This window comes from Actinoplanes cyaneus (assembly GCF_016862095.1).
Classification (GTDB): Bacteria; Actinomycetota; Actinomycetes; order Mycobacteriales; family Micromonosporaceae; genus Actinoplanes; species Actinoplanes cyaneus.
The window spans coordinates 223,441-242,699 of sequence record NZ_BOMH01000028.1 but is presented as its reverse complement, the minus strand read 5'-3'; the positions used below and the strand labels follow the sequence as shown (position 1 = coordinate 242,699).

22 protein-coding genes are annotated in these 19,259 nt (G+C 71.3%); 10 read left to right on the top strand and 12 right to left on the bottom strand.

Going from position 1 to position 19,259, the window contains the following annotated elements:
* Window positions 1-165 precede the first annotated feature (165 nt).
* From Acy02nite_RS19005 to Acy02nite_RS47610, 3 genes are all read right to left on the bottom strand, one after another.
* On the bottom strand, window positions 166-1,116 hold the full coding sequence (locus tag Acy02nite_RS19005) for a pirin family protein (RefSeq protein WP_203742330.1): 951 nt from the start codon (window positions 1,114-1,116) through the stop codon (window positions 166-168).
* Window positions 1,117-1,235: 119 nt separating this feature from the next.
* Complete coding sequence (locus Acy02nite_RS19000) at window positions 1,236-2,048, bottom strand: inositol monophosphatase family protein (RefSeq protein ID WP_239174996.1); 813 nt, start codon at window positions 2,046-2,048, stop codon at window positions 1,236-1,238.
* Window positions 2,024-2,362 carry a DUF5919 domain-containing protein gene (locus Acy02nite_RS47610; RefSeq protein ID WP_369009913.1) on the bottom strand — a complete coding sequence of 113 codons (339 nt, stop codon included), beginning with the start codon at window positions 2,360-2,362 and terminating at the stop codon, window positions 2,024-2,026. The genes Acy02nite_RS19000 and Acy02nite_RS47610 overlap by 25 nt, the downstream gene beginning before the upstream one ends.
* 21 nt (window positions 2,363-2,383) lie before the next feature.
* On the opposite strand from Acy02nite_RS47610, the gene Acy02nite_RS18995 reads away from it, so the two are divergent.
* From Acy02nite_RS18995 to Acy02nite_RS18985, 3 genes are all read left to right on the top strand, one after another.
* Window positions 2,384-2,959 carry a hypothetical protein gene (locus Acy02nite_RS18995; RefSeq protein ID WP_369009912.1) on the top strand — a complete coding sequence of 192 codons (576 nt, stop codon included), beginning with the start codon at window positions 2,384-2,386 and terminating at the stop codon, window positions 2,957-2,959.
* Window positions 2,956-3,126: a hypothetical protein gene (locus tag Acy02nite_RS18990; protein ID WP_203742326.1), complete on the top strand. Its 171-nt coding sequence runs from the start codon at window positions 2,956-2,958 to the stop codon at window positions 3,124-3,126. Before Acy02nite_RS18995 ends, Acy02nite_RS18990 begins: the two co-directional genes overlap by 4 nt.
* 89 nt (window positions 3,127-3,215) lie before the next feature.
* Window positions 3,216-4,040: a protein kinase family protein gene (locus Acy02nite_RS18985; protein ID WP_203742324.1), complete on the top strand. Its 825-nt coding sequence runs from the start codon at window positions 3,216-3,218 to the stop codon at window positions 4,038-4,040.
* Here the strand turns inward: Acy02nite_RS18985 and Acy02nite_RS18980 are convergent.
* The 3 genes from Acy02nite_RS18980 to Acy02nite_RS18970 form a co-directional block, all read right to left on the bottom strand.
* Window positions 4,027-4,467: a MarR family winged helix-turn-helix transcriptional regulator gene (locus Acy02nite_RS18980; protein ID WP_203742322.1), complete on the bottom strand. Its 441-nt coding sequence runs from the start codon at window positions 4,465-4,467 to the stop codon at window positions 4,027-4,029. The two genes, Acy02nite_RS18985 and Acy02nite_RS18980, sit on opposite strands and share 14 nt — an antisense overlap.
* A 462-nt stretch (window positions 4,468-4,929) precedes the next feature.
* A complete protein-coding gene (locus tag Acy02nite_RS18975; RefSeq protein ID WP_239174995.1) occupies window positions 4,930-5,700 on the bottom strand; it encodes a VOC family protein in 771 nt (256 codons plus the stop codon).
* A gap of 219 nt (window positions 5,701-5,919) precedes the next feature.
* The gene (locus tag Acy02nite_RS18970) at window positions 5,920-8,043 is read right to left on the bottom strand and encodes an ATP-binding SpoIIE family protein phosphatase (protein WP_203742318.1); all 2,124 of its coding nucleotides are present in this window, start codon (window positions 8,041-8,043) and stop codon (window positions 5,920-5,922) included.
* A gap of 155 nt (window positions 8,044-8,198) precedes the next feature.
* Here Acy02nite_RS18970 and Acy02nite_RS18965 point away from each other — a divergent pair, with 155 nt between their 5' ends.
* Both Acy02nite_RS18965 and Acy02nite_RS18960 read left to right on the top strand, forming a co-directional pair.
* Window positions 8,199-9,137, top strand: a complete 939-nt coding sequence (locus Acy02nite_RS18965; RefSeq protein WP_203742316.1) for a cellulose binding domain-containing protein — start codon at window positions 8,199-8,201, stop codon at window positions 9,135-9,137.
* Window positions 9,138-9,399: 262 nt separating this feature from the next.
* Window positions 9,400-10,998 (top strand): mechanosensitive ion channel family protein, encoded by a 1,599-nt coding sequence (locus tag Acy02nite_RS18960; RefSeq protein WP_239174993.1) that lies wholly within the window; start codon window positions 9,400-9,402, stop codon window positions 10,996-10,998.
* A 216-nt stretch (window positions 10,999-11,214) separates the two neighbouring features.
* On the opposite strand, the gene Acy02nite_RS18955 is transcribed toward Acy02nite_RS18960, so the two are convergent.
* Window positions 11,215-11,571 carry a DUF6401 family natural product biosynthesis protein gene (locus Acy02nite_RS18955; RefSeq protein ID WP_203742312.1) on the bottom strand — a complete coding sequence of 119 codons (357 nt, stop codon included), beginning with the start codon at window positions 11,569-11,571 and terminating at the stop codon, window positions 11,215-11,217.
* Window positions 11,572-11,844: 273 nt separating this feature from the next.
* On the opposite strand from Acy02nite_RS18955, the gene Acy02nite_RS18950 reads away from it, so the two are divergent.
* Window positions 11,845-12,303, top strand: a complete 459-nt coding sequence (locus Acy02nite_RS18950; RefSeq protein ID WP_203742558.1) for a hypothetical protein — start codon at window positions 11,845-11,847, stop codon at window positions 12,301-12,303.
* 154 nt (window positions 12,304-12,457) lie between these two features.
* Here the strand turns inward: Acy02nite_RS18950 and Acy02nite_RS46555 are convergent, their stop codons facing one another.
* On the bottom strand, window positions 12,458-12,805 hold the full coding sequence (locus Acy02nite_RS46555; RefSeq protein WP_239174992.1) for a hypothetical protein: 348 nt from the start codon (window positions 12,803-12,805) through the stop codon (window positions 12,458-12,460).
* Between the two features lie 52 nt (window positions 12,806-12,857).
* Between Acy02nite_RS46555 and Acy02nite_RS18940 the strand changes: the two genes are divergently transcribed.
* Window positions 12,858-13,535, top strand: a complete 678-nt coding sequence (locus Acy02nite_RS18940; protein WP_239174991.1) for a hypothetical protein — start codon at window positions 12,858-12,860, stop codon at window positions 13,533-13,535.
* Here the strand turns inward: Acy02nite_RS18940 and Acy02nite_RS18935 are convergent, their stop codons facing one another.
* The 3 genes from Acy02nite_RS18935 to Acy02nite_RS18925 form a co-directional block, all read right to left on the bottom strand.
* The gene (locus Acy02nite_RS18935) at window positions 13,536-13,715 is read right to left on the bottom strand and encodes a hypothetical protein (protein ID WP_203742310.1); all 180 of its coding nucleotides are present in this window, start codon (window positions 13,713-13,715) and stop codon (window positions 13,536-13,538) included.
* A gap of 148 nt (window positions 13,716-13,863) precedes the next feature.
* Complete coding sequence (locus tag Acy02nite_RS18930; RefSeq protein WP_203742308.1) at window positions 13,864-14,328, bottom strand: SRPBCC family protein; 465 nt, start codon at window positions 14,326-14,328, stop codon at window positions 13,864-13,866.
* On the bottom strand, window positions 14,325-14,726 hold the full coding sequence (locus tag Acy02nite_RS18925; RefSeq protein WP_203742306.1) for a DUF2795 domain-containing protein: 402 nt from the start codon (window positions 14,724-14,726) through the stop codon (window positions 14,325-14,327). The genes Acy02nite_RS18930 and Acy02nite_RS18925 overlap by 4 nt, the downstream gene beginning before the upstream one ends.
* A 51-nt stretch (window positions 14,727-14,777) precedes the next feature.
* Here Acy02nite_RS18925 and Acy02nite_RS18920 point away from each other — a divergent pair, with 51 nt between their 5' ends.
* Window positions 14,778-16,367: a phytoene desaturase family protein gene (locus Acy02nite_RS18920; protein WP_203742304.1), complete on the top strand. Its 1,590-nt coding sequence runs from the start codon at window positions 14,778-14,780 to the stop codon at window positions 16,365-16,367.
* A gap of 46 nt (window positions 16,368-16,413) precedes the next feature.
* Here the strand turns inward: Acy02nite_RS18920 and Acy02nite_RS18915 are convergent, their stop codons facing one another.
* A complete protein-coding gene (locus Acy02nite_RS18915; protein WP_307872285.1) occupies window positions 16,414-16,842 on the bottom strand; it encodes an SRPBCC family protein in 429 nt (142 codons plus the stop codon).
* Window positions 16,843-17,074: 232 nt separating this feature from the next.
* On the opposite strand from Acy02nite_RS18915, the gene Acy02nite_RS18910 reads away from it, so the two are divergent.
* Together Acy02nite_RS18910 and Acy02nite_RS18905 are read left to right on the top strand one after the other, a co-directional pair.
* Window positions 17,075-18,268: a glycosyltransferase gene (locus tag Acy02nite_RS18910; RefSeq protein WP_203742300.1), complete on the top strand. Its 1,194-nt coding sequence runs from the start codon at window positions 17,075-17,077 to the stop codon at window positions 18,266-18,268.
* An 88-nt stretch (window positions 18,269-18,356) separates the two neighbouring features.
* Complete coding sequence (locus Acy02nite_RS18905; protein ID WP_203742298.1) at window positions 18,357-19,259, top strand: ABC transporter ATP-binding protein; 903 nt, start codon at window positions 18,357-18,359, stop codon at window positions 19,257-19,259.

Sequence of the window (19,259 nt, the reverse complement as noted above, 5' to 3'; positions counted from 1 at the left end):
GAAGTTAATCAACCGAGAGGCGTAGAACCACTTCTTTGTACGGCCCGGGCCCCGTCTACGTGGCCCGGGCAGCCCGTTCACGGCCGAGCGCCGCCGTCGTCACCGGCCCGGGAAGGCCGCTGAGCCCGGCCGCTGGGCCGGGCTCACGACGTACCCCTTGGGGGATCAATCGGTGTGCGGCAGTCGCGTCGCCGGAACCGTGCCGAGGCGACCCTTCTGGAAGTCCTCGAAGGCCTGCTGCAGTTCCGCCTTGGTGTTCATGACGAAGGGCCCGTAGTGGACGACCGGCTCCCGGATCGGCTGGCCGCCCATGATGAACAGATCGAGCTCGGTCTTAGCCTCCACGCGAATCGCGTCACCAGCGCCGAACGTCGCCAGCTGACCGAGTTTGATCGGCCGCAGGTCGGTGCCGGCCCAGCCCTCGCCGGAGAGCGCGTAGACCAGCGCGTTGTACGACGGCTGCCACGGCAGGTCGAGCCGCGCACCCGGCTGCATCGTCACATGAGCCAGGTTGATCGGCGTGAACGTCGAGCCCGGCCCCTCGTGACCGGCCACCGAGCCGGCGATGATGCGGATCAGCGCACCGCCGTCCGGCGTCGTGAGCAGCGCGGACGCCTTGCCACGAATGTCCTGGTACTTCGGGTCGATCATCTTGGCGGCGCGCGGCAGGTTCACCCAGAGCTGCAGGCCGTGGAAGAGGCCGCCGCTCGTCACCAGGTGCTCCGGCGGCGCCTCGATGTGCAGGATGCCGGAGCCGGCGGTCATCCACTGGGTGTCGCTGTTGGTGATCGAGCCGCCACCACCCAGCGAGTCCTGGTGGTCCATGATGCCGTCGATCATGTAGGTGACCGTTTCGAATCCCCGGTGCGGGTGCCACGGGGTGCCCTTCGGCTCACCCGGCGCGTAGTCGACCTCACCCATCTGGTCCAGGTGGATGAAGGGATCAAGTTCGGACAGTGGCACGCCGGCGAAAGCGCGGCGGACCGGGAAGCCCTCACCCTCGTAACCACTCGGCGCGGTCGTCAGGCGGCGAACCGGACGGTATTCCGTCGCGACCGGGTCCAGCTTCGGCAGACGCGGCAGAACAAGGACGTCATCGACGGTGATTGCAGGCATCTCAAGCCCTCCTGACTTCGAGGGCTTCAGCGTATCTCTTTCAAATCTGAAAGACCAGGGTTTAGCTTCAAAACTGAAGAAACGGTGACCGGCGTCATCCAGCGCGCGTCAGTGACGGCTTACCGGTGGCCGCCGCCGACGAGATCCAGGAGGGCGCTGAGAAGGCTCGGATTGGCAGCGATCGTCGCGGACGACTCGAAGCTGTGAGGCGACCCGTCGCGGTCGGTCGTCAGTGCGCCGGCTTCGCGGGCGATGACGACGCCGGCTGCGGTGTCCCATGGTTTGTTGGCCAGCATGACGACGGCGTCGACCTGGCCGGTGGCCAGCCACGCCAGGTCGATAGCGGCTGAACCATGCATACGGAGGCGCTGCACGTTCGCGGCAAGCTGCTGCGTGACGGCGAACCTGGCCCAGTTCTTCTCGGCGGCCCCTTGCCCGACGGCGTAGTCGCCGAGCACCACCACGGCGTCGCTGATCTGCCTCGTTGTGCTGACTGAGATGGGCCGGCCGTCGGCGTGGGCGCCACTGCCCTCGGCCGCGGAGTAGCGATTGCCGAGGAAGGGCAGGTCAATGACGCCGAGGACCGAGCAGTTCTCGGTGATCAGACCGAGCGAGACGGCACAGAGCGGGGAGCCGTGGACGAAGTTGACGGTGCCGTCGACCGGGTCGAGCGCCCACACCAGCCCGTCCGTCATGCCGCTGAGCCCGTGCTCCTCGCGCAAGAAGCCGATCTCCGGGGTGTGCTGGGCGAGGAATGTGCGGACCTGGTCCTCGATGGCGTAGTCGACCTCGCTCGCCATCTCCCGATCACCCTTGGCGGTCAGTACGCCCGGTTGCATGGTGCGCATGGTCTTTCGCGCCAGGTCGATCGCCTGATGTGCAACCGGCAGGAGGTCTGTGTAGTCCGTCATCGAAGCTGGCCGCCGGTCCAAAGCTCCTCGAAGGTGCGCTCGAAGACCGGATACAGCCCGGCAGTGGGCCATCGTCTCTTGATCACCATCGTGGGAGCCTCGACGCCTCGGGAATGTGGAAGGTAGGGCTGCGCGACACAGACGGCATCATCGATCAGCACGATGTTTACACGGATGGTCTGGTCATAGGTGGCCACCTCGATGCGATCCCGAGTCTCGGCCGGGAGACGGTCACGCACTCGCAGGATGCCTTGGAGATTGAGCGTCGTCAGGGAGCCGAGGTGCCCGGGGGTCATGCCCTCCTCGGTCTCGCGCTGGCGGATGGCGGTGCCCACGCCCGACCGCACAAGATCACGGTGTCGATGTACGGCGCGAGTCCTGAAACCGCGTACGCGCTGACCAAGACGAAGAGTGCGTTCAAGAACACCTACGCGGGCCTCGTGGCCGCCGCGGAGGCGGAGCTACCGGTCGAGGTCACGATCATCATCACGAAGCACAACATCGAGGAGCTGGACGAGATGCGCGCCTTGGTGCGCGACCTCGGCTTCCCTTTCAAGGAGTTCGGGTCGATCTCGCCGACCTACACCGGCAGCGGCTCGACCCTCGACTCGCAGACGCCCGGCTATCTGGACAAGTCCGCGATCTTCCAGGGCTGCCTGGCCGGGCACACCAGCTTCCACGTCGACCCGCACGGCAACGCGACCATGTGCAAGGTCGGCCGGGAGAACCCGCTCCATCTCATCACCGAGGGGCCTGAAGCCCTCTTGCGTCTGCCGGAGATCGCAGACGCCCAAATGCTTCGCACGGGTGGATGTTCCGGCTGCAAGCTGTCGTCCACCTGCCGGGTATGCCGACCTATGGCGAAGGTGTACCAGGCGGCGAAGGCACCACTGAGTTACTACTGCCAGCACGGGAACAAGGAGGAATCATGAGCCCGACCCCGGTTCAGATCACGCGCCGTCCCGAGGCGACCGCTGCCACGACCTCAGCGCTGCCGCAGCACCGCCAGCCGGAGCCGACCGGCATCGTCATCACCACGGTCGAGCAGGTCTCCGCGGGCAACCAGCGCGGCTGCGGCGACGACAACCCGTACAACTGACCATCCGCCAATCCTGATTGAGCGTCCCGGCCGTCGTCGTGCCATAGGCGAGGCGGTCCGGGACGCCGCCAGCCGCCGAGGACCGAACCTTGTCGCCCACACGAATCGCCTACTGGCAACTGCCACCCTCTGTCCGATACCGCATCGGCGCAGTCATCGGCCTCGTCACCGCCGCTGACCCGGCGACCGAGGGATTCAACAGCTCGGTTGCCGCACGCCTGCAAACCCCCGACGGGCGGTACTTCCTCAAGGCCCTACCGGTCGAGCACCGCTGGGCTTGGACTCAGGAACGGGAGGAGCAGGTCGCGCCGCACGTTGAAACCGTGGGCGCCAGTCTGATCGCCCGCATCGTCGAGGATGCCTGGGACGTTCTGATCTTCGACGCGCTCGACGGGCACCACGCGGACTATTCGCCTCACTCGAAAGACCTCGGGCACGTGGCCCGGCTCATCGAACGCATCGGCGAGCTGCCTTGCCCGAACACTTCGCTCCGGCTGGCTGAGCAGCGGCTCGCCGCGTACACCAGCGAGGATCAGCTCCATCACTTCGTGGGCGCGAGCCTGCTGCACACCGACCTGAATCCCGCCAATGTGATCGTCGGCGGCGACGAGGCCCGGATCGTCGATTGGGGCTGGGCGACCCGTGGCGCGGCGTGGCTCGATGCCGCCTACTGGGTGAGCTGGCTGATCGCCGCCGGTCACGACCCGGAGCAGGCCGAATGGTGGGCCGAGCAGGTGCCGGCCTGGCAGACCGCAACTATCGAGGGCGTGACGGCCTTTGCCGAGGCCAACGCGACGATGTGGGCGGAGATTGGCGCCGGCAGCACCGATCCGTGGACGCGCGGGATCATGACCGCGTCGGAGGCCTGGCGTCAGTACCGGCGAGGAGCGGCGCCGGCACTCACATCTTCCTGATCTTGGCGAAGGCCCGGCCGATCACGGCCAGCTCCTCGTCGTCGAGGTGATCGATGAAACTTCTGCGGACGGTTTCCAGGTGGGCCGGGGCGGCCTCGCGCAGCGCGGTCAGCCCCTGGTCGGTCAGCACGGCCTCGAAGCCGCGCTTGTCGTCGGGGCAGCTGACCTTCTCCACCAGGCCTCGCTTGATCATGGAGTTGATCTGGTAGGTGACCCGGCTCGGCGAGAACACCATGCGGTTGGCCAGCTCGCCCATCCGGATCCGGCGGCCCGGCGCCTCGGCGAGCGCGACGAGGACGTGATAGTCGTTCATGCTCAGCCCGGTCGCGGCGCGCAGCTCGTCCTCGAGGGTCGTGTGCAGTGCCCACGAGCTCTCGATGAACGCGCGCCAGTGCTGCAACTGGGTGTCGCTGAGCGGTTCGGCCATGGTCAGCACCGTACTCCTTCAAATCTGAAACTTCAAATCTGAAAGACAAACTATCTAGTACGTCTCAGCGGAGTCCCGTGCGCGGGCGCGAGCGAGCCCCCGATCGACAGCGCTCCGCGCCCACCGGTCGGCGGGGTGAGCGCCGGCCGACAGCACTCCCGCTCGCCGGTCGGCTGGGTCAGCGCCGGCCGACAGCGCTCCCGCTCACCGGTCGGCGGGGCGAGCCGCGGTCGTCCGCCGACTCCGGCCGTTGCCGTGACCTCCGCGAAGCCGAGCGCCGACGTTCCGCCGCCCGCAGGCGCGCTACGACGACGTACCGGCAAGTCGGTGAACCCTGACCACAGCGGACCGGAAACCGGAAAGCGAAAAGCCGGCCCCGGAGGGCCGGCCTTTCCGCAATGCTCGCCTTCGTCCGAAGGCCGGCCGCCGTGCGCTCGGCGGCCGTTGCTCCTGAAGGGGTCTCTAGAAGGACCCGAACCGCTCGAAGGCGGGCAGCGCCCCGAGCGAAACCGTCAGCTCGACCGGGTGGTGCACCGGCGCGGCAACCGTGAAGCGGGCGCCGAACGGGTCGCGGAGCTCGGCGAACTCGGTCAGCCCCGCCTCGGCCGGCTCGGAGATCAGCGCGCCGCCGAGCCGCTCGCAGCGGTCCGCCGCCTCGGCGATGTCCTCGACCTGGAAGGCCGTGCGCCACCAGGCGCCGCGGAAGCCCGGGGTCAGGCCGGCGATGGCGTCGTGGGCCTGGTTGAGCCACTCGCCCACACCGAAGTCGTGGCGCAGCAACCAGCCGAACGCGGACCCGTAGAACAGCGCCGCGGCGTTCGGGTCGTCAGTGATCAGTTCCGGCCAGGACATGGTGCCCGGCTCGCCGCCCGCCTGCGCCCCCGCGAAGTCGGCGGGCTCCCACAGGCCCAGCACCGCGCCGGCCGGGTCGGTGACGATCGCGCGGCGGCCGCCGTGCGCCTCGGCCGGGTGGCTCAGGCAGGAACCGCCGGCCAGCGCGACCTGCTCCAGCGTCTCGTCGAGAGACGGCGTGCTCAGGTGGGTCAGCCACCCGTCCGGCCGCTCCGCCTGGCTGCGGGTGAGGCCCGCGACGGCACGTCCGCCCAGCTTGAAACGATCACCGGCTGACTCCCAGCCGAACAACTCTCCGTAGAACTGTGCCGCTCGCGCAGGGTCCGCGCTCGCCAGCTCCACCCAGTTGGGTGTCAGTGGTGCATAGCCTCTGATCCGCATGTGCCGCTCCAGTATGGACGTCCCCAGTTGCTTGAGCACTCTACGGCACTGATAACGCTTCGTCACCACCGGACGGTTCATTGTCCGGTTTAGAGCAGAATTAAACTACTGAACGTAGTTAGTCGAGTGGTGAAGGTGATCCTCGCCGACCAATATGCGCATATGTGAATTTCCGTTGGCTCCGGGCACGCTCCCGGCTCGCATCGAGAGCACGCGCGGTCACTCTCTGTTGAGCAACATCTCGAACCAGACCGTGGAGCCACGGACCGTGGGATCGGTGCCCCACGAGTCGCTGAGCTCCTCGATCAGGCCGAGGCCGCGGCCGCGGCTCGCGAGCGCGTCGGTCCGCGCCCGGATCACGCTGCCCCGGGTGCCGGTGTCGGCCACCGAGACGAGCAGCCGCTCCGCGTTCAGGTCGATGTGCACCTGCGCCGGGGTGCCCGCGTGCAGCAGCGCGTTCGTCGTCAGCTCACTGGTGCAGAGGATCGCCGCGCCGATGACCGGCTCGGGCACCTGCCACTCGCGCAGGCGCGTGCTCATCCACTGCCGGACCCGGCTCGGGCCGGTCGGCTCGGCCGCCACGTGCATCGTCGCGGCACGGCTCATCGCCAGCGCGTGCTCGACCGCGAGCACCGCCACGTCGTCGTCGGTGGTGCCCTCGACCGCGGCGGTGGCCAGCGAGCACATGTTGCGCGGGTCGCCGCTCGCCGACCCGGCAGCGGCCGCGACCAGAGCGTCCAGCCCCGTGTTCAGCGGATGACCGCGGCGCTCGACGACCCCGTCGCTGTACATCAGGATCGTGTCGCCCGGCTCCAGCACCAGCGAGCCGGTCTGCCAGCGGCCGCCCAGCCCGAGCGGGGCGCCCGGCGGCACCTTCACCAGCTCGGCGGTGGCGGGCTCGCCGCCCAGCCCGGCGCGGCGCAGCACCGGCGGCGGATGCCCGGCGCTGGCCAGGGTGACCGTGCCGTCCGACGGGTCGAGCACGCCGTAGACGACGGTCACGAAGATCTCCTCGTTCCGCGACTCGGCGCCCAGCGAACCGACCAGCCTGTCCAGCCCGGCGAGCACGCTCGGCGGGGCCGGATCGGTCAGCGCGAGCGCCCGCAGCGCGGCCCGGACCTGACCCATCACCGCCGCCGCGCGCACGTCGTGCCCGGCCACGTCGCCCAGCACCATCGCCAGCCGGCCGTCGGTCAGCCGGAACGCGTCGTAGAAGTCGCCGCCCGCCGCGTTGCCGTCGACACCCACGTCGTAGCGCGCGGCGATGCGGAACGTGTCCAGCTCGGGCAGATGCTCCGGCAGCATGCTGCGCTGCAGCAACTGGGCGGTGCCGTGCTGCGCCTCGAACCGCCGGGCCCGCTCGGCGGCCTGGGCGACCAGCTCGGCGGCAGCGCGCAGCAGCGCCCGCTCGGCGGGCAGCCAGACGTGCGCCCGGCGGAAACCCATGGTCAGGGCGCCCCGCACGGACGCGGTGCGCAGGGGGAGAGCAGCCAGGGACCGCACCCGGCGCTCGTGCCTGTCCTGAGCGACAGCGGCCAGCGGCTCACCGTCCGCCACGAACGTCGCCCGGCCCGTCTCCGCCGCCGCGACCAGGGGCGCTGACGGATCCGGGCCGACCCGTCGCCAGACCGGGGGCAGGCGCTCGTCGGCCTCGTCGAGCATCTCGCCGCGGATCCGCCGCACGAAACGGTAGGAGTTGCCGTCGTCGACGGCGAGCACACAGTGATCGAGGTCGAAGGAGGCCATCGCATACGTCAGGACGACGCGCGTGACGTCGTCGATCGTCAGGGCTCCGGCCAGCCGCGCGGTCAGCTCGCCGAGACTCTGCAACCGGTGCACCACCTGGGTGGTCTCGGCCGCCACGGTCAGCACCCCGGCGATCGCGCCGCGCGAGTCGCGCACCACCGAGTGCCCGCGGGTGTAGAAGGCCGGATCCGCCCCGCCGGGCCGCAACGTCACCTGGCTCTCCGGCTCCAGCACCGGCTGACCGGTGCGGAACACCCGGCCGATCACGTCGCTCATCCCGGGCTGATCCCAGGCCTCGCCGAACGCCTCCGTCGCGGGCCGGCCGAACGCGATCGGGTGCCGGCCGCCCAGCACCTTCGCGTAGGCGTCGTTGTAGAGCACCACGCACGCGGGGCCGGTGAGCAGCATCATCGGGACCGGCGACTCCAGCAGGAGATCGACGGCGGCGCGCACCGAGGTGTCCCAGCGATCGATCGGGCCCAGCGACGTCTGCGACCAGTCGAAGGCATGCACCAGAGCAGCGCATCCCTTCGCGCCCGCGGGCTGAACGGGCAGCGTGGAGACCGCTGGCGGGGGTGCCGCTGCCGAGCCGACCATGCGGAAAGCCTATCCCGTGTGGGCCGTTTGTACGATGCCGCACCGGCCGTCCGTCCGAATCTTGACGGTGTGCGACGAACCGTCCCCGCGTGGCGTGACGGTATGTGATCATCAAAGGCTGCCTGCGTGTTCCTTGATCATTTATAGTCCTGGCCGTGAGTGAACGGCCGCGTGGCACAGGGCAATCCCTTCCGATCCGGGTGCCCGGGCAGGGGACAGAGACGCCGGTCGAGGACGTGCTCGCCGAACGACGCTACGCCGAGCTCGACGGCTGGTCGCAGTCGGCCGAGACGGTCACGATGCCGGCGGTCGCACCCGATCCGTACCCGGCCGCCCCGAGACGGCGGCTGGTGGTGGCGGCATCGGAGATCGTCACTGAGCCGCCGTCCTCCGCTCTTCACGAACATTCCGACCTTTCGCGTACGCCGCCGGCACGCCCCGCACGGCGCCGCGTCGCCGTCCTCGCGGGCGCCGGCCTCGCCGTGCTGCTGCTCGGCGGCGGCGTGTTCGCGCTGGCGGGCGGAGACGGCGAGCCGCCGGTCGCCGGCGCTCCCGTGACGACCGGCGTCGTGACCACCGCCGCCGAGGAGCACCCGGTGCGGACCGTCGAGCCCGTGACCACGGAATCGGTCCGGTCCACCGGCCCGTCGGCCTCGCCGGCGCCGAGCCGGTCCGCAGAGCCCTCCGCCTCGCCGTCCGGGTCACCGGCGCCGGTGGTGAAGGTCGGGCACGGCACGCGGCCGATCATGAGGACGCCCACCGCCGGCCCGACCAGGACGACCGCGCCGCCGGAGCCGTCGCTGTCGGCCGTCTACCACTACGACGACGCCGGACACTCGGGATCGGTGCAGGTCGTGAACAGCGGGAACGGCGCTGCGACCGGATGGACCGTGACGCTGACCGTGGCCGGCGCGGAGACCGTCTCGGTCGGCTCGGGAGCGGTCTCGGTGTCGCAGTCCGGGTCGGTGGTGACGTTCCGGCCAGCCGGCGGGACGGTGCCGGCCGGCGGATCGGTGAGCTTCGGGTTCTCGCTGGACGAGGAGCCGGCGAGCGCGCCGGGCGGATGCGCGATCGACGGGGTCGCCTGCTCCTGACGGCCCGCCCCGCACTTCTCGCCGTCTGACTGGGATCGCCGTTGGGCGGGGATCGCTGTCCGGCGGGGATCGTGCTTTCCGGTCACCGCGTCGTCGATCTTCGAATGTCGCCGGGCGTTCGCCGGCACGATGTCTCGTCGGAAGCGGGTCGTGCATCGGAGTCCTAAGGTTCGGTGGGAACGACGAGACCGGAGGGCAGCGGATGACCGGCGACGGGCTGAGCCGTGGACTCAGCGACATGTGGCGATCCCTGGTGCTCAATGTGCCAGTCGCACTGGCGTTCCTCGCCGTGCTGCTGATCGGCTGGCTGCTGGCCCGCCTGGTCCGCACGATCACGGCGAAGGCGCTGCGCCGCGTCGGGCTGGACCGGGCCGTCGAGCGCGGCACGGCCGGCCGCCTCCTGCGCGGCACCGACCCGATCGCGCTGCTGGCCCGGCTCGCCTACTGGGCCGTGCTGCTGATCGCCTTGCAGCTCGCCTTCGGCCTGTGGGGTCCGAACCAGGTGAGCACCCTGCTCAACGCCCTCATCGCGTGGCTGCCGCAGGCCTTCGTCGCGATCGTGATCGTGGTGGTCGCGGTGGCCGTGGCCGGCGCGGCGCACGACCTGATCCGCAACGCGCTCGGTGATCTCGGCTACGCACGGGTGATCGCCAAGGTGGTCGCGGCCGTGATCGTGACCCTCGGCGTGATCGCTGGGCTGGACCAGGTCGGCATCGCCACCTCGGTCACCCGCCCGCTCCTGATCACGGTCCTGGTCACCGTCGCCGGGGTGATCATCGTGGGGGTCGGCGGCGGGCTGGTCCGGCCCATGCAGCAGCGCTGGGAGGGCTGGCTGGACCGCGCGGCCGTGGAGTCCGCCGCGATCCGCGAGCAGGCCCGCGCCTTCGCCGAGGAGCGTGCCCGCCAGGCCGCCGCCCGCGCCGAGGAGGAGCGCCGCGCGGAAGAGGCTCGCAGGGCTGAGGAAGCGCGTCGCGCCGAGGAGGCCCGCAAGGCGGAGGAAGCGCGTCGCGCCGAGGAGGCCCGCAAGGCTGAGGAGGCCCGTCGCGCCGAGGAGGCCCGCAAGGCTGAGGAGGCTCGCCAGGCGGAAGAAGCCCGCCGGGCGGAGGAGGCGCGGCAGGCCGAGGAGCGGCGCCGGGCGGAGGAGGCCCGCAAGGCCGAGGAGGAGCGCCGCCAGGCCGAGGAGGAGCGCCGCGCGGCCGAGGCCCGCAGGCTGGAGGAGCAGCGACTCGCCGAGGCCCGCCGCCGCGACGAGCAGCGTCGTGCCGAGGAGGTTCGCCGGGCCGAGGCCGAGCGCCGGGCGGAGGAGACCCGCCGGGCCGAGGAGGGGCGCCGCACCGAGGAGGCGCGTCGCGCCGAGATCGAGCGCAGCGCCCGGGCCGCCGGGGAACGCAGGCCCGCAGCCGGGCGCCGATCCGCCGATCCGGGAGAGCCCGAGGACGAGGCGACACAGGTCATCGCCACGCCGGAGGAGGACGCGCTGCACTTCATCCCCGGCTTCGGTCACGACGACACCGGGCGCGGTGGATCTTCCGGGCCGGTCCCGGGCTCGGGGGAGACCACCGTGCTCACCCCGGGCAGGCGGCCGTCGGCGGGATCCTCCGAGGAGTTCCCGGGCGACGATTCGGTGACCGTTCACGGGGCGGCCGCGAGCTCCGGCGACAGCGGGACGACCCGGCCCGGCGGGCCGGCGGAGGACGAGACCACGGTGATCACGCAAGGGCCGGGGGACGAGACGACGACCGTCCTGCCGTCACCGGGGCCGGATCGGGCAGTGGTGATCGACACCGACGACGAGGAGCAGACCCAGGTGGTGCCACTTCCCGACTCGACCGGCAAGGACGGCGGGCCGGCGAAAGGCTAGGGCCGGCGCCGCGATGCGGCGCCGGCCCTGTTCGGCGGGTGACAACTTGCTGCCCCGGCCGCGGACGACGGATGGGCTGTTCCGGCCCATCGGTCCGCTGCCGGGCCGATGAACGGTCTGGTGGATCGGACGACGAGTCCGGACCGAGGAACGGTCCGGTGGATCGGCGAGGGCCGGGCCGCGATCTGCCGGCGGCCCGACCGGCTCACCGGTGGGTCAGCGGCCGGCGGGGAGCGTGCGGGCCAGCTCGCAGACGGCGAGGAGACGCCGGAGGACCCAGTCGTTCTCGGACCAGTCGATCTCGCCCTCGGGGGCGACCCAGCCGTGCTGGAAGGCGGCGTCGCGGACACCCTCGGCGTACGCGGCGAGCAGGATCGCGGTCAGCGGACGCGTGTCGGCGCCGAGGCTGTCCCGGACGCCGGCGGCGTGCTGGTCGATCACGGACATCAGGCCCGGCGACGACTGGACGGCGGCGAGACCGCTGACACCGACAGCGGCGGTGAGGTCCGCGAGCGAGGCGTGCGCGGAACGGAGGGCGGCGCGGGCAGCGGAGTTGTTGAACAGGCCATTCATGAGAAGAAAGTTACGGACGCCAGGGTGACGAAAGGTTTCCCGAACCGGTGCAGCTCGGTTGACACCTCTGGGGCCGCGGCGCGCGCTCCCGGCCTCGAGGATCGAACCCGTGGCGTTCGGGAGCGGGGCGACCGGGGTAGGAGAGGCGAGGGTTCCGACGAGGGAGAAGGTGTCATGACGGGGGCGGAGAACGGTGCGTCCGGCGGAGCGGTGCAGCCGGAGAGCAACGGGACGGGCGGCGCGACGCGGACGGAGAACGGCGGGCCCGGCCCGGTGTCGCGGGTCGGTGACGGTGGGCCGGACGAGGCGCATCGGCGTCCGGCGGGATTGGACGACGTGACGGTGCAGGCGCTCGGGAAGCTCAGCGAGGCGCTGGAGACGGTGGAGCGCGTGCGTGGTCACCTGTACTCGCTGCATCAGCTCACCGGGACCGCGGACTTCATGCTGGACGAGGCCGTGTCGCTGTTCAGGGAGGGCGGGCACAGCGCGATCGCCGAGCGGATCGAGCGGGAGCTGATCGGGCGCAACGTGATTCCGGGGCGCTGGACCTTCCAGATCGTCGAGGAGTTCGACGACGGGTACTACAGCGAGTTCCGGCAGGTGGAGCGGGATGCCCGGGACGAGTTCGCCGAGGGACGCCGGCACCTCTACGAGGCCGAGCTCAAGGAACGCCGCCGCACGCACGGCCGCCACGGACACGAGGCGCTGCCGGACGGAACCGGCACGGCGTGAAGGCCCTGCGGGGTGGATCCGGCACAGCGTGAAGGCCCGGCCCGCGCAACCGGCCGGAGGAGCTGGGGCGGCAGGCGCGGGCGTGGATGAGGGCGGGTAGCACCGCGGCCACCACCTGCGAGCAGGGGTGGCCGGGAGCACGACCGCCGGAGTCTTACTCCGCGTAGTCGGCGGCCTCGGGCCGGCGACGCTGGGCGTCGTCGGCCACGATGACCGTCGCGACCACGAGAGCGACGACGACGGCGAAGAACCACGAAGCGTCTTCGATGAGCTTGGCGGCCAGCGGGGCCTGGAAAGCGGCTAGGAAGAAGCCCACCCAGGCGAGGCGGCGCTGACGTTCAGAGAGAAATCCGGCAGATCGCACCCGGAAATTCTGGCGCGATAAGTCCGCTTCGCCGTCACCCGTTCGGCCGATTCTCCGTTGTCCGATCGTGCCCTCAGCATTGCGTCCCATCCGCTCAACCGCTGTCGTGATCGGCGCATCCGCGCTGGTGGGAGCCATTATGATGGGTCCGTGGCGCCGAACCCCCCAGGTGACCGCTCCGACACCTTCCGTGACCGAGCGGGTCCAGTCCGGTCCGCTGCTGGACCGGACCGGCGCCTGGCTCACGGTGACCGACGCGGCGAGCCGGGTCCAGGTGCGCACGGCGTCCCTGCCGGGCCTGCTCTACCGGGTGAGCTCCGCGCCGGATGCGGGGGTCGCACCGGTCGTGACCCGGCGCGGTGGCCGCGTTGCCGTGAGCTTGCGCGCTACGGGGAGTGACGGTTTGGACGAGGTGCGCATCGTGCTGAACCGCGAGGTCCGCTGGGACATCCGGCTGCCGGCCGGAGCGGGGGAGCAGCAGCTGAACCTGCGGGACGGCCGGGTGAGCCGGGTCGAGCTGGGGGCGTCCGGGCTGGCCGAGATCGGGCTGCCGGAGCCGGAGGGCACGATGCCCGTGACGTTCACCGGCGGGGTGGGCACCGCGATCCTGACCGCGGGGGCGGGCCGGGCGTGCGCGATCCCGTGCCGGCGCCGGGTGCGACCGGCAGCGCCGTTCCGGATCCGGCTGGACCGCGGCGCCGGGTCGGTCGTCACGCCGTGGGTCATGAGCAACGGGACGCCTGCGGGCGAGGTCCTCCAGGAGGACGGCTGGCGCCGGGCCGCCGATCGGTACGAGGTCCGCGCGGCGGCCGGGATGGGCGGTGTGATCCTTCGCCGGAACGGGCCGGCCCGGGACCGAACGCCCTGATCACTGCGGTCCGCTGGGTCCCACGGTGCTGGGCCGCACGTCGTCGCCGGGCTGGTTGCCGGTGTCGTTGTCGTTCGGCTCGTTCTGCCCGTCGGTGTCCCAGGTGGCCATGGCCTGCTTGAGGTCGCTCAGCGGCAGCTTCTCTTCGTCGCGCCAAACGCCTTCGGGTCGATCAGTCATGACTTCGGCGTACCCGCGCGATGGCCCGCGAAACGGCAGCCCGGCGGCGGATTGAGGAGCGCGGGCTCACGGCGTACGCGCAAAGGGGGTTGATCGCAAAGCGACGGCCGCCCCGCGGGACGGCCGTCTCGACGAGAGGACGGGGTGATCAGGCACCGGGACGGTCGACCTGGCCGCGCCACGCGCCGGTCGTAATGCCGCCGCGGCTCTCGATGAACTCCTTGAAGCGGTGCAGATCGCCCTTGACCCGGCGGTCGACGACGCCGAGCTTGTCGCCGGCGGTCTCCACGAAGCCCTGCGGGTCGAAGTCGATCTGGACCGTGACCCGGGTGTGCGTGTCGTCCAGGCGGTGGAACGTGACGACGCCGGCCTGCTTCTCGCCCTCGGTGGCGGTCCAGGCGACGCGCTCGTCCGGGAGCTGCTCGGTGATCGTCGCGTCGAATTCGCGCTCGATCCCGGCGATCTTGGTCTTCCAGTGCGTGTGGGTGTCGTCGAGCTGCTTGATCTCCTCCACGCCCTCCATGAAGCGCGGGAACTCCTCGAACTGGGTCCACTGGTCGTAGCAGGTGCGGACCGGGACGTTGACGTCGACGAACTCGGTGACCGTGCTCACGTGGTTCCTCCTTCTCCGCTCGCGTGCCATGCCTCGGCGGTGTTCACGAACGTCCTGCCCTCGGGCAGCGACGCGATGCGCCGCAGGACATCGTCGGGAGCGCTCATACTGCGCGCTGACGCCTCCAGCGCCTCGCGGTCGCCCGGGAAGGCGTTCCTGCCGAGGAAGCTCCCGAACCGGCTCATCGCCTCGCCCTGGGCGCTGCCCACACCGTTCGGGATGCCCCGGCCGAAGTCGCCGTTGGGCGCGATGGTGACCCGCGGCTGGTCTTCACCGGCCGGTTCGGGCGTATGCCATTCTTCTGCGCGGCCACCGGCGACGCCTTGCAGGCTGCCCCGCACCTCCTGGGCCATCTGCTCGTCGAGCACCGTGCCGTGCTTGCTGTTTCCCCGTTCCATGATTGCGGGGTGCCCTCGCCGTTGGGGGCTAAACGTGGCTAACGTGCGAATGTGGACACGGTTGATGCGGTGATCGTCGGTGCTGGGCACAACGGATTGGTGGCAGCGAATCTGCTGGCCGACGCGGGGTGGTCGGTCCGGGTGCTGGAGGCGACGGGTGATCCCGGTGGGGCGGTGCGATCCGGCGAGATCACCGCGCCCGGTTACCTGTCGGACCTGTTCAGCGCGTTCTACCCACTCGGTTACGCCTCGCCGGTGCTGCGCGAGCTGGAGCTGGAGCGGTTCGGGCTGAGCTGGGCGCACGCGCCGAACGTTTTCAGTCACCTGCTGCCCGACGGGCGGGCCGCCACGGTGAGCCGTGACCTGCGGGCGACGATGGCGTCGATGGAGGCGTTCGCGCCCGGCGACGGCGAGAAATGGCTTTCCGCGTACGACGACTGGGCCGCCGTCTCCCCTCGCATGCTGGAGGCGATCCTTCGCCCGTTCCCGCCGGTCCGGACCGGCCTGGGCCTGGTGCGGCAGCTGGGCACCGGCGAGACGCTGCGGCTGGCGCGCCGGCTCGTGCTCTCCGCGCGGGAGCTGGGCTCCGAGCTGTTCGCCGGTGAGGGGGCGCGGGTGCTGCTCGCCGGCTGCGCGCTGCACACCGACCTGTCGCCGGAGGAGGCCGGCGGCGGGGTCTACGGCTGGCTGCTGTCCATGCTCGGGCAGGAGGTGGGCTGGCCGGTGCCGGTCGGTGGGGCGGGGAAGCTGACGTCCGCGCTGGTCGACAGGCTGCGCTCGCGGGGCGGTGAGATCGTCTACCAGGCACCGGTGAGCCGGGTGCTGGTGGCGCGCGGGCAGGCGATGGGCGTCCGGACCGCGGACGGGCGGGACTGGCGGGCCCGCCGCGCGGTGATCGCGGACGTGCCGGCGCCGGCGCTCTTCCTCGACCTGGTCGACGAGCGGTGGCTGCCCGGGCGGATGCTGGAGGACCTCGCGCACTTCCGCTGGGACGGGGCGACCGTGAAGGTCGACTGGGCCCTCTCCGGCCGGATCCCGTGGAAGAACCCGGAGGTCGCCGGCTCCGGCACGGTGCACCTCGGCGCGGATCTCGACGGCCTGACGCGGTACGCCGCGAAGATCGCCACCGGGGAGGTTCCCGACCACCCGTTCCTGCTCTTCGGGCAGATGACGACGTCTGATCCCTCGCGGTCACCGGAGGGGACGGAGAGCGCGTGGGCCTACACCCACCTCCCGCACCGCAGGGACTGGCCGGCCGACCAGATCGCGGCGCACGTCGAGCGGATGGAAGCGGTCGTCGAGGAGCAGGCGCCCGGGTTCCGCTCGCTGATCGTGGGACGCAACGTCTTCGCTCCCGGCGACCTGGAGCGGGAGAACCCGTCCCTCGTGGGCGGCGCGCTCGGCGGGGGGACGTCGGCGGCGTTCCAGCAGCTGTTCTTCCGGCCGATCCCGGGGCTGGGGCGCGCGGACACGCCTGTCGACCGCCTGTTCATGGGCAGCTCGTCGGCGCACCCCGGGGGTGGCGTGCACGGGGCGCCGGGCGCGAACGCGGCCCGGGCGGCGCTGGCCCGGGACCGCGGGCTGACCGGCGACGCGTACCGGATGGTGATCAGCGGCCTGCAGCGGGCGATCTACCGGTAGGGGCGGCGTCCTGCCGGTGGGGGCCGAGCCCCTGCCGGCAGGAGCGTCAGGCCCGTGACTCGGCGATGTCGGCGAGGCGGCGCAGGGCTTCGACGTTGCGCTGGTGCAGCACCAGGTCGTTGATCTTGTTGCGGACCCAGAGCAGGGGACCCGACTGGAAGTCCTCGTGCATCACGACCCGGGTGCGGTTTCCGGCCTCCGGCTCCAGGACGATGTTGACGATCGCCTCGCCCAGCGGCCACAACCCGGCCCGGATCTTGAGCTGCCGATCGGGGACGCACTCCAGGACGGTCGAGGAGTCGTGCAGCGAGAGCGGCCACGGGCCGGCCTTGTGGTGCAGGCGGGAGCCGACCTTCGGCCAGGACTCCTCGACGTTGCGGATGTGGGTGGTGCCGACCACCCAGTCGCTGTACGTCCAGCCGTCGGCGAGGACGGCGAAGACGCGCTCGGGCGGGGCCTGGATGGTGCGGGTCACGATAGCCACCCTGTTGTCTTACCCGGCGGATCCGCGTCGTAACGGCCGCGGTGCACGACGCGGGCCGGAGCCGTCGCCGGCGGGAGCCGTCCGCCACGGCGAGCACCGTGCCGGGCCGGTGGCTGAGCGCGAACCACCGGTCGTGACTGGTCGGGATGTTTACGCTGGAGGTCGACGGGCAACGAAACACGCCGTTGTCACCGTTGCTTTTCCCGTCGCCTTAGGAGACCCCGTGCGGATTGCGATGATCTCCGAGCACGCCAGCCCGCTCGGCGGGGGCGACCAGCACGCCCACGTCGCCGACCTGTCCAAGGCGCTCGCCGATCTCGGGCACGAAGTGCGGGTCTACACCCGCCGGACCGATCCCGGCCTCGTCGAGGTCGCCCCGGGCACGGACGGCGTGCGGGTCATCCAGATCACGGCCGGCCCGCCCCGCCCCGCGCCCTCCGAGGAACTGCTCCCGCACATGGCGGAGTTCGCCCGCCGGCTCGAGGAGCACTGGCAGCGCGACGGCTGGACGCCGGACGTCGTGCACGCCCACTACTGGACCAGCGGCCTGGCCGCGGTCACCGCAGCCAAGCAGCTCAACATCCCGGTCGTGCAGTCGTTCCACGAGATCGGCGCGATCCAGCCGAGCACCGCCGGCCCGTCGCGCACCGGTTACGAGCGGGCGCTGGGCCGCGCCGTCGACCGGGTGGTCGCGCAGAGCCAGGACGAGTTGCTCGGCCTGGTCCGGATCGGGGTGCCGCGGGCCCAGCTGACCGTCGTCCCGGCCGGCGTCGACAGCGAGCGGTTCACCCCGGAGGGGCCGGCCGCGCCGCGCGACCCGGAACGCCCGCGCATCCTGTCGGTCGGCAAACTCGTCGAGCACAAGGGGTACGGCGACGTCATCCAGGCGATGCGCTACGTCCCCGGCGCCGAGGTGGTCGTGGTCGGCGGCCCGCCGGCCGATCAGCTCAGCGGTGACCCGGGCGCGAAGTCGCTGCGCGCGCTGGCCGAGAAGTTCCAGGTCGCCGACCGGTTCCGGCTGGTCGGCGCGGTGCCGCACCGGGACATGCCGAGCTGGTACCGATCGGCCGACCTGCTGGTCGCCGCGCCGTGGCAGGAGCAGTTCGAGCAGTCCGCGCTGGAGGCGATGGCCTGTGGCGTGCCGGTGATCGGCACCGCGGTCGGCGGGCTGACCGAGACCGTCGTCGACGGCCTGACCGGCGATCTGGTGCCGGCCCGCGACCCGCGGGCGCTGGGCGGCGCGGTCCGCCGGCTGATCAACGACAAGGTCCGGCGATTCACGTACGCGACGGCGGCGCTCGACCGGGCCCGTCAGGCGTACTCGTGGAAGCGGGTGGCCGCGCAGGTCGGCTCGGTCTACTCAGCGGTCACCGGGCTGCGCCGGCCGGCCGAGGCGGAACCGGAAGCGGTGGCCTGAGTCCTACTCCTCCATCCACCGGTTGGTGGATGGAGGAGCTCGCTCGCTGGTCGATTCGCGGCGCCCGCTGGTCCGCGACGCTGAATGCATGGCAGTCATCGAGGTCAGCAACCTCAGCAAACGTTACGGGGACACGGTCGCGGTGCGCGACGTGTCGTTCGCCGTCGAGCCCGGCGAGATCTTCGGCATTCTGGGCCCGAACGGCGCCGGTAAGACCACCACCGTCGAGTGCGTCGCCGGGCTGCGGACGCCGGACAGCGGCGACATCACGGTGCTCGGCCGCTCGCCGCGCGATCCCGCGCTGCGCGCCGAGGTCGGGGTGCAACTCCAGGAGTCCCAGCTCCAGGAGAAGCTGACGGTCCGGGAAGCCCTCGATCTCTACAGCGCGTTCTACCGCGACCCGGCCGACTGGCGGGCGCTCGCCGCCGAGCTCGGTCTCGCCGACAAGCTGCGTACGCCGTACGGGAAACTCTCCGGGGGTCAGAAACAGCGTCTCTCGATCGCCCTGGCGCTGATCGGCAACCCGCGGGTCGCGATCCTGGACGAGCTGACCACCGGGCTGGACCCGGCCGCCCGCCGCGACACCTGGGACCTGATCGAGTCGGTCCGCGACCGCGGCGTCACGGTCGTGCTGGTGACGCACTTCATGGAGGAGGCCGAGCGGCTCTGTGACCGGATCGCGGTGATCGACAGGGGTGCCGTCATCGCGCTGGACACCCCGGCCGGCCTGGTCGAGCACGCCGAGGCCGAGCAGACGATCCGCTTCCGCCCGGACAAGCCGCTCGACGACACCCTGCTCACGGCACTTCCCGAGGTGCGGGAGGTGCGTCACACGGGCGGCCGCGTCGAGGTGGTCGGCACCGGCAACCTGCTGCACGCGGTGAGCACGGTCCTCGCCGTCCACCAGATCGTCGCGAAAGAGTTGCGCCTGGAACAGGCCAGCCTCGACGACGCTTTCGTCCGCCTGACCGGCCACACCGACGGGGAGTGA

Bases quoted from the DNA above. Each gene is read 5' to 3' on its own strand.
- Acy02nite_RS18955 (WP_203742312.1), bottom strand. From the start codon at position 11,571: ATGAATGGCCTGTTCAACAACTCCGCTGCCCGCGCCGCCCTCCGTTCC.
- Acy02nite_RS18975 (WP_239174995.1), bottom strand. From the start codon at position 5,700: ATGCGGATCAGAGGCTATGCACCACTGACACCCAACTGGGTGGAGCTG.
- Acy02nite_RS18980 (WP_203742322.1), bottom strand. From the start codon at position 4,467: ATGGCCGAACCGCTCAGCGACACCCAGTTGCAGCACTGGCGCGCGTTC.
- Acy02nite_RS18970 (WP_203742318.1), bottom strand. From the start codon at position 8,043: ATGGTCGGCTCGGCAGCGGCACCCCCGCCAGCGGTCTCCACGCTGCCC.
- Acy02nite_RS46555 (WP_239174992.1), bottom strand. From the start codon at position 12,805: ATGGCTCCCACCAGCGCGGATGCGCCGATCACGACAGCGGTTGAGCGG.
- Acy02nite_RS18925 (WP_203742306.1), bottom strand. From the start codon at position 14,726: ATGGAACGGGGAAACAGCAAGCACGGCACGGTGCTCGACGAGCAGATG.
- Acy02nite_RS18990 (WP_203742326.1), top strand. From the start codon at position 2,956: ATGAGCCCGACCCCGGTTCAGATCACGCGCCGTCCCGAGGCGACCGCT.
- Acy02nite_RS19005 (WP_203742330.1), bottom strand. From the start codon at position 1,116: ATGCCTGCAATCACCGTCGATGACGTCCTTGTTCTGCCGCGTCTGCCG.
- Acy02nite_RS18935 (WP_203742310.1), bottom strand. From the start codon at position 13,715: ATGACTGATCGACCCGAAGGCGTTTGGCGCGACGAAGAGAAGCTGCCG.
- Acy02nite_RS18905 (WP_203742298.1), top strand. From the start codon at position 18,357: ATGGCAGTCATCGAGGTCAGCAACCTCAGCAAACGTTACGGGGACACG.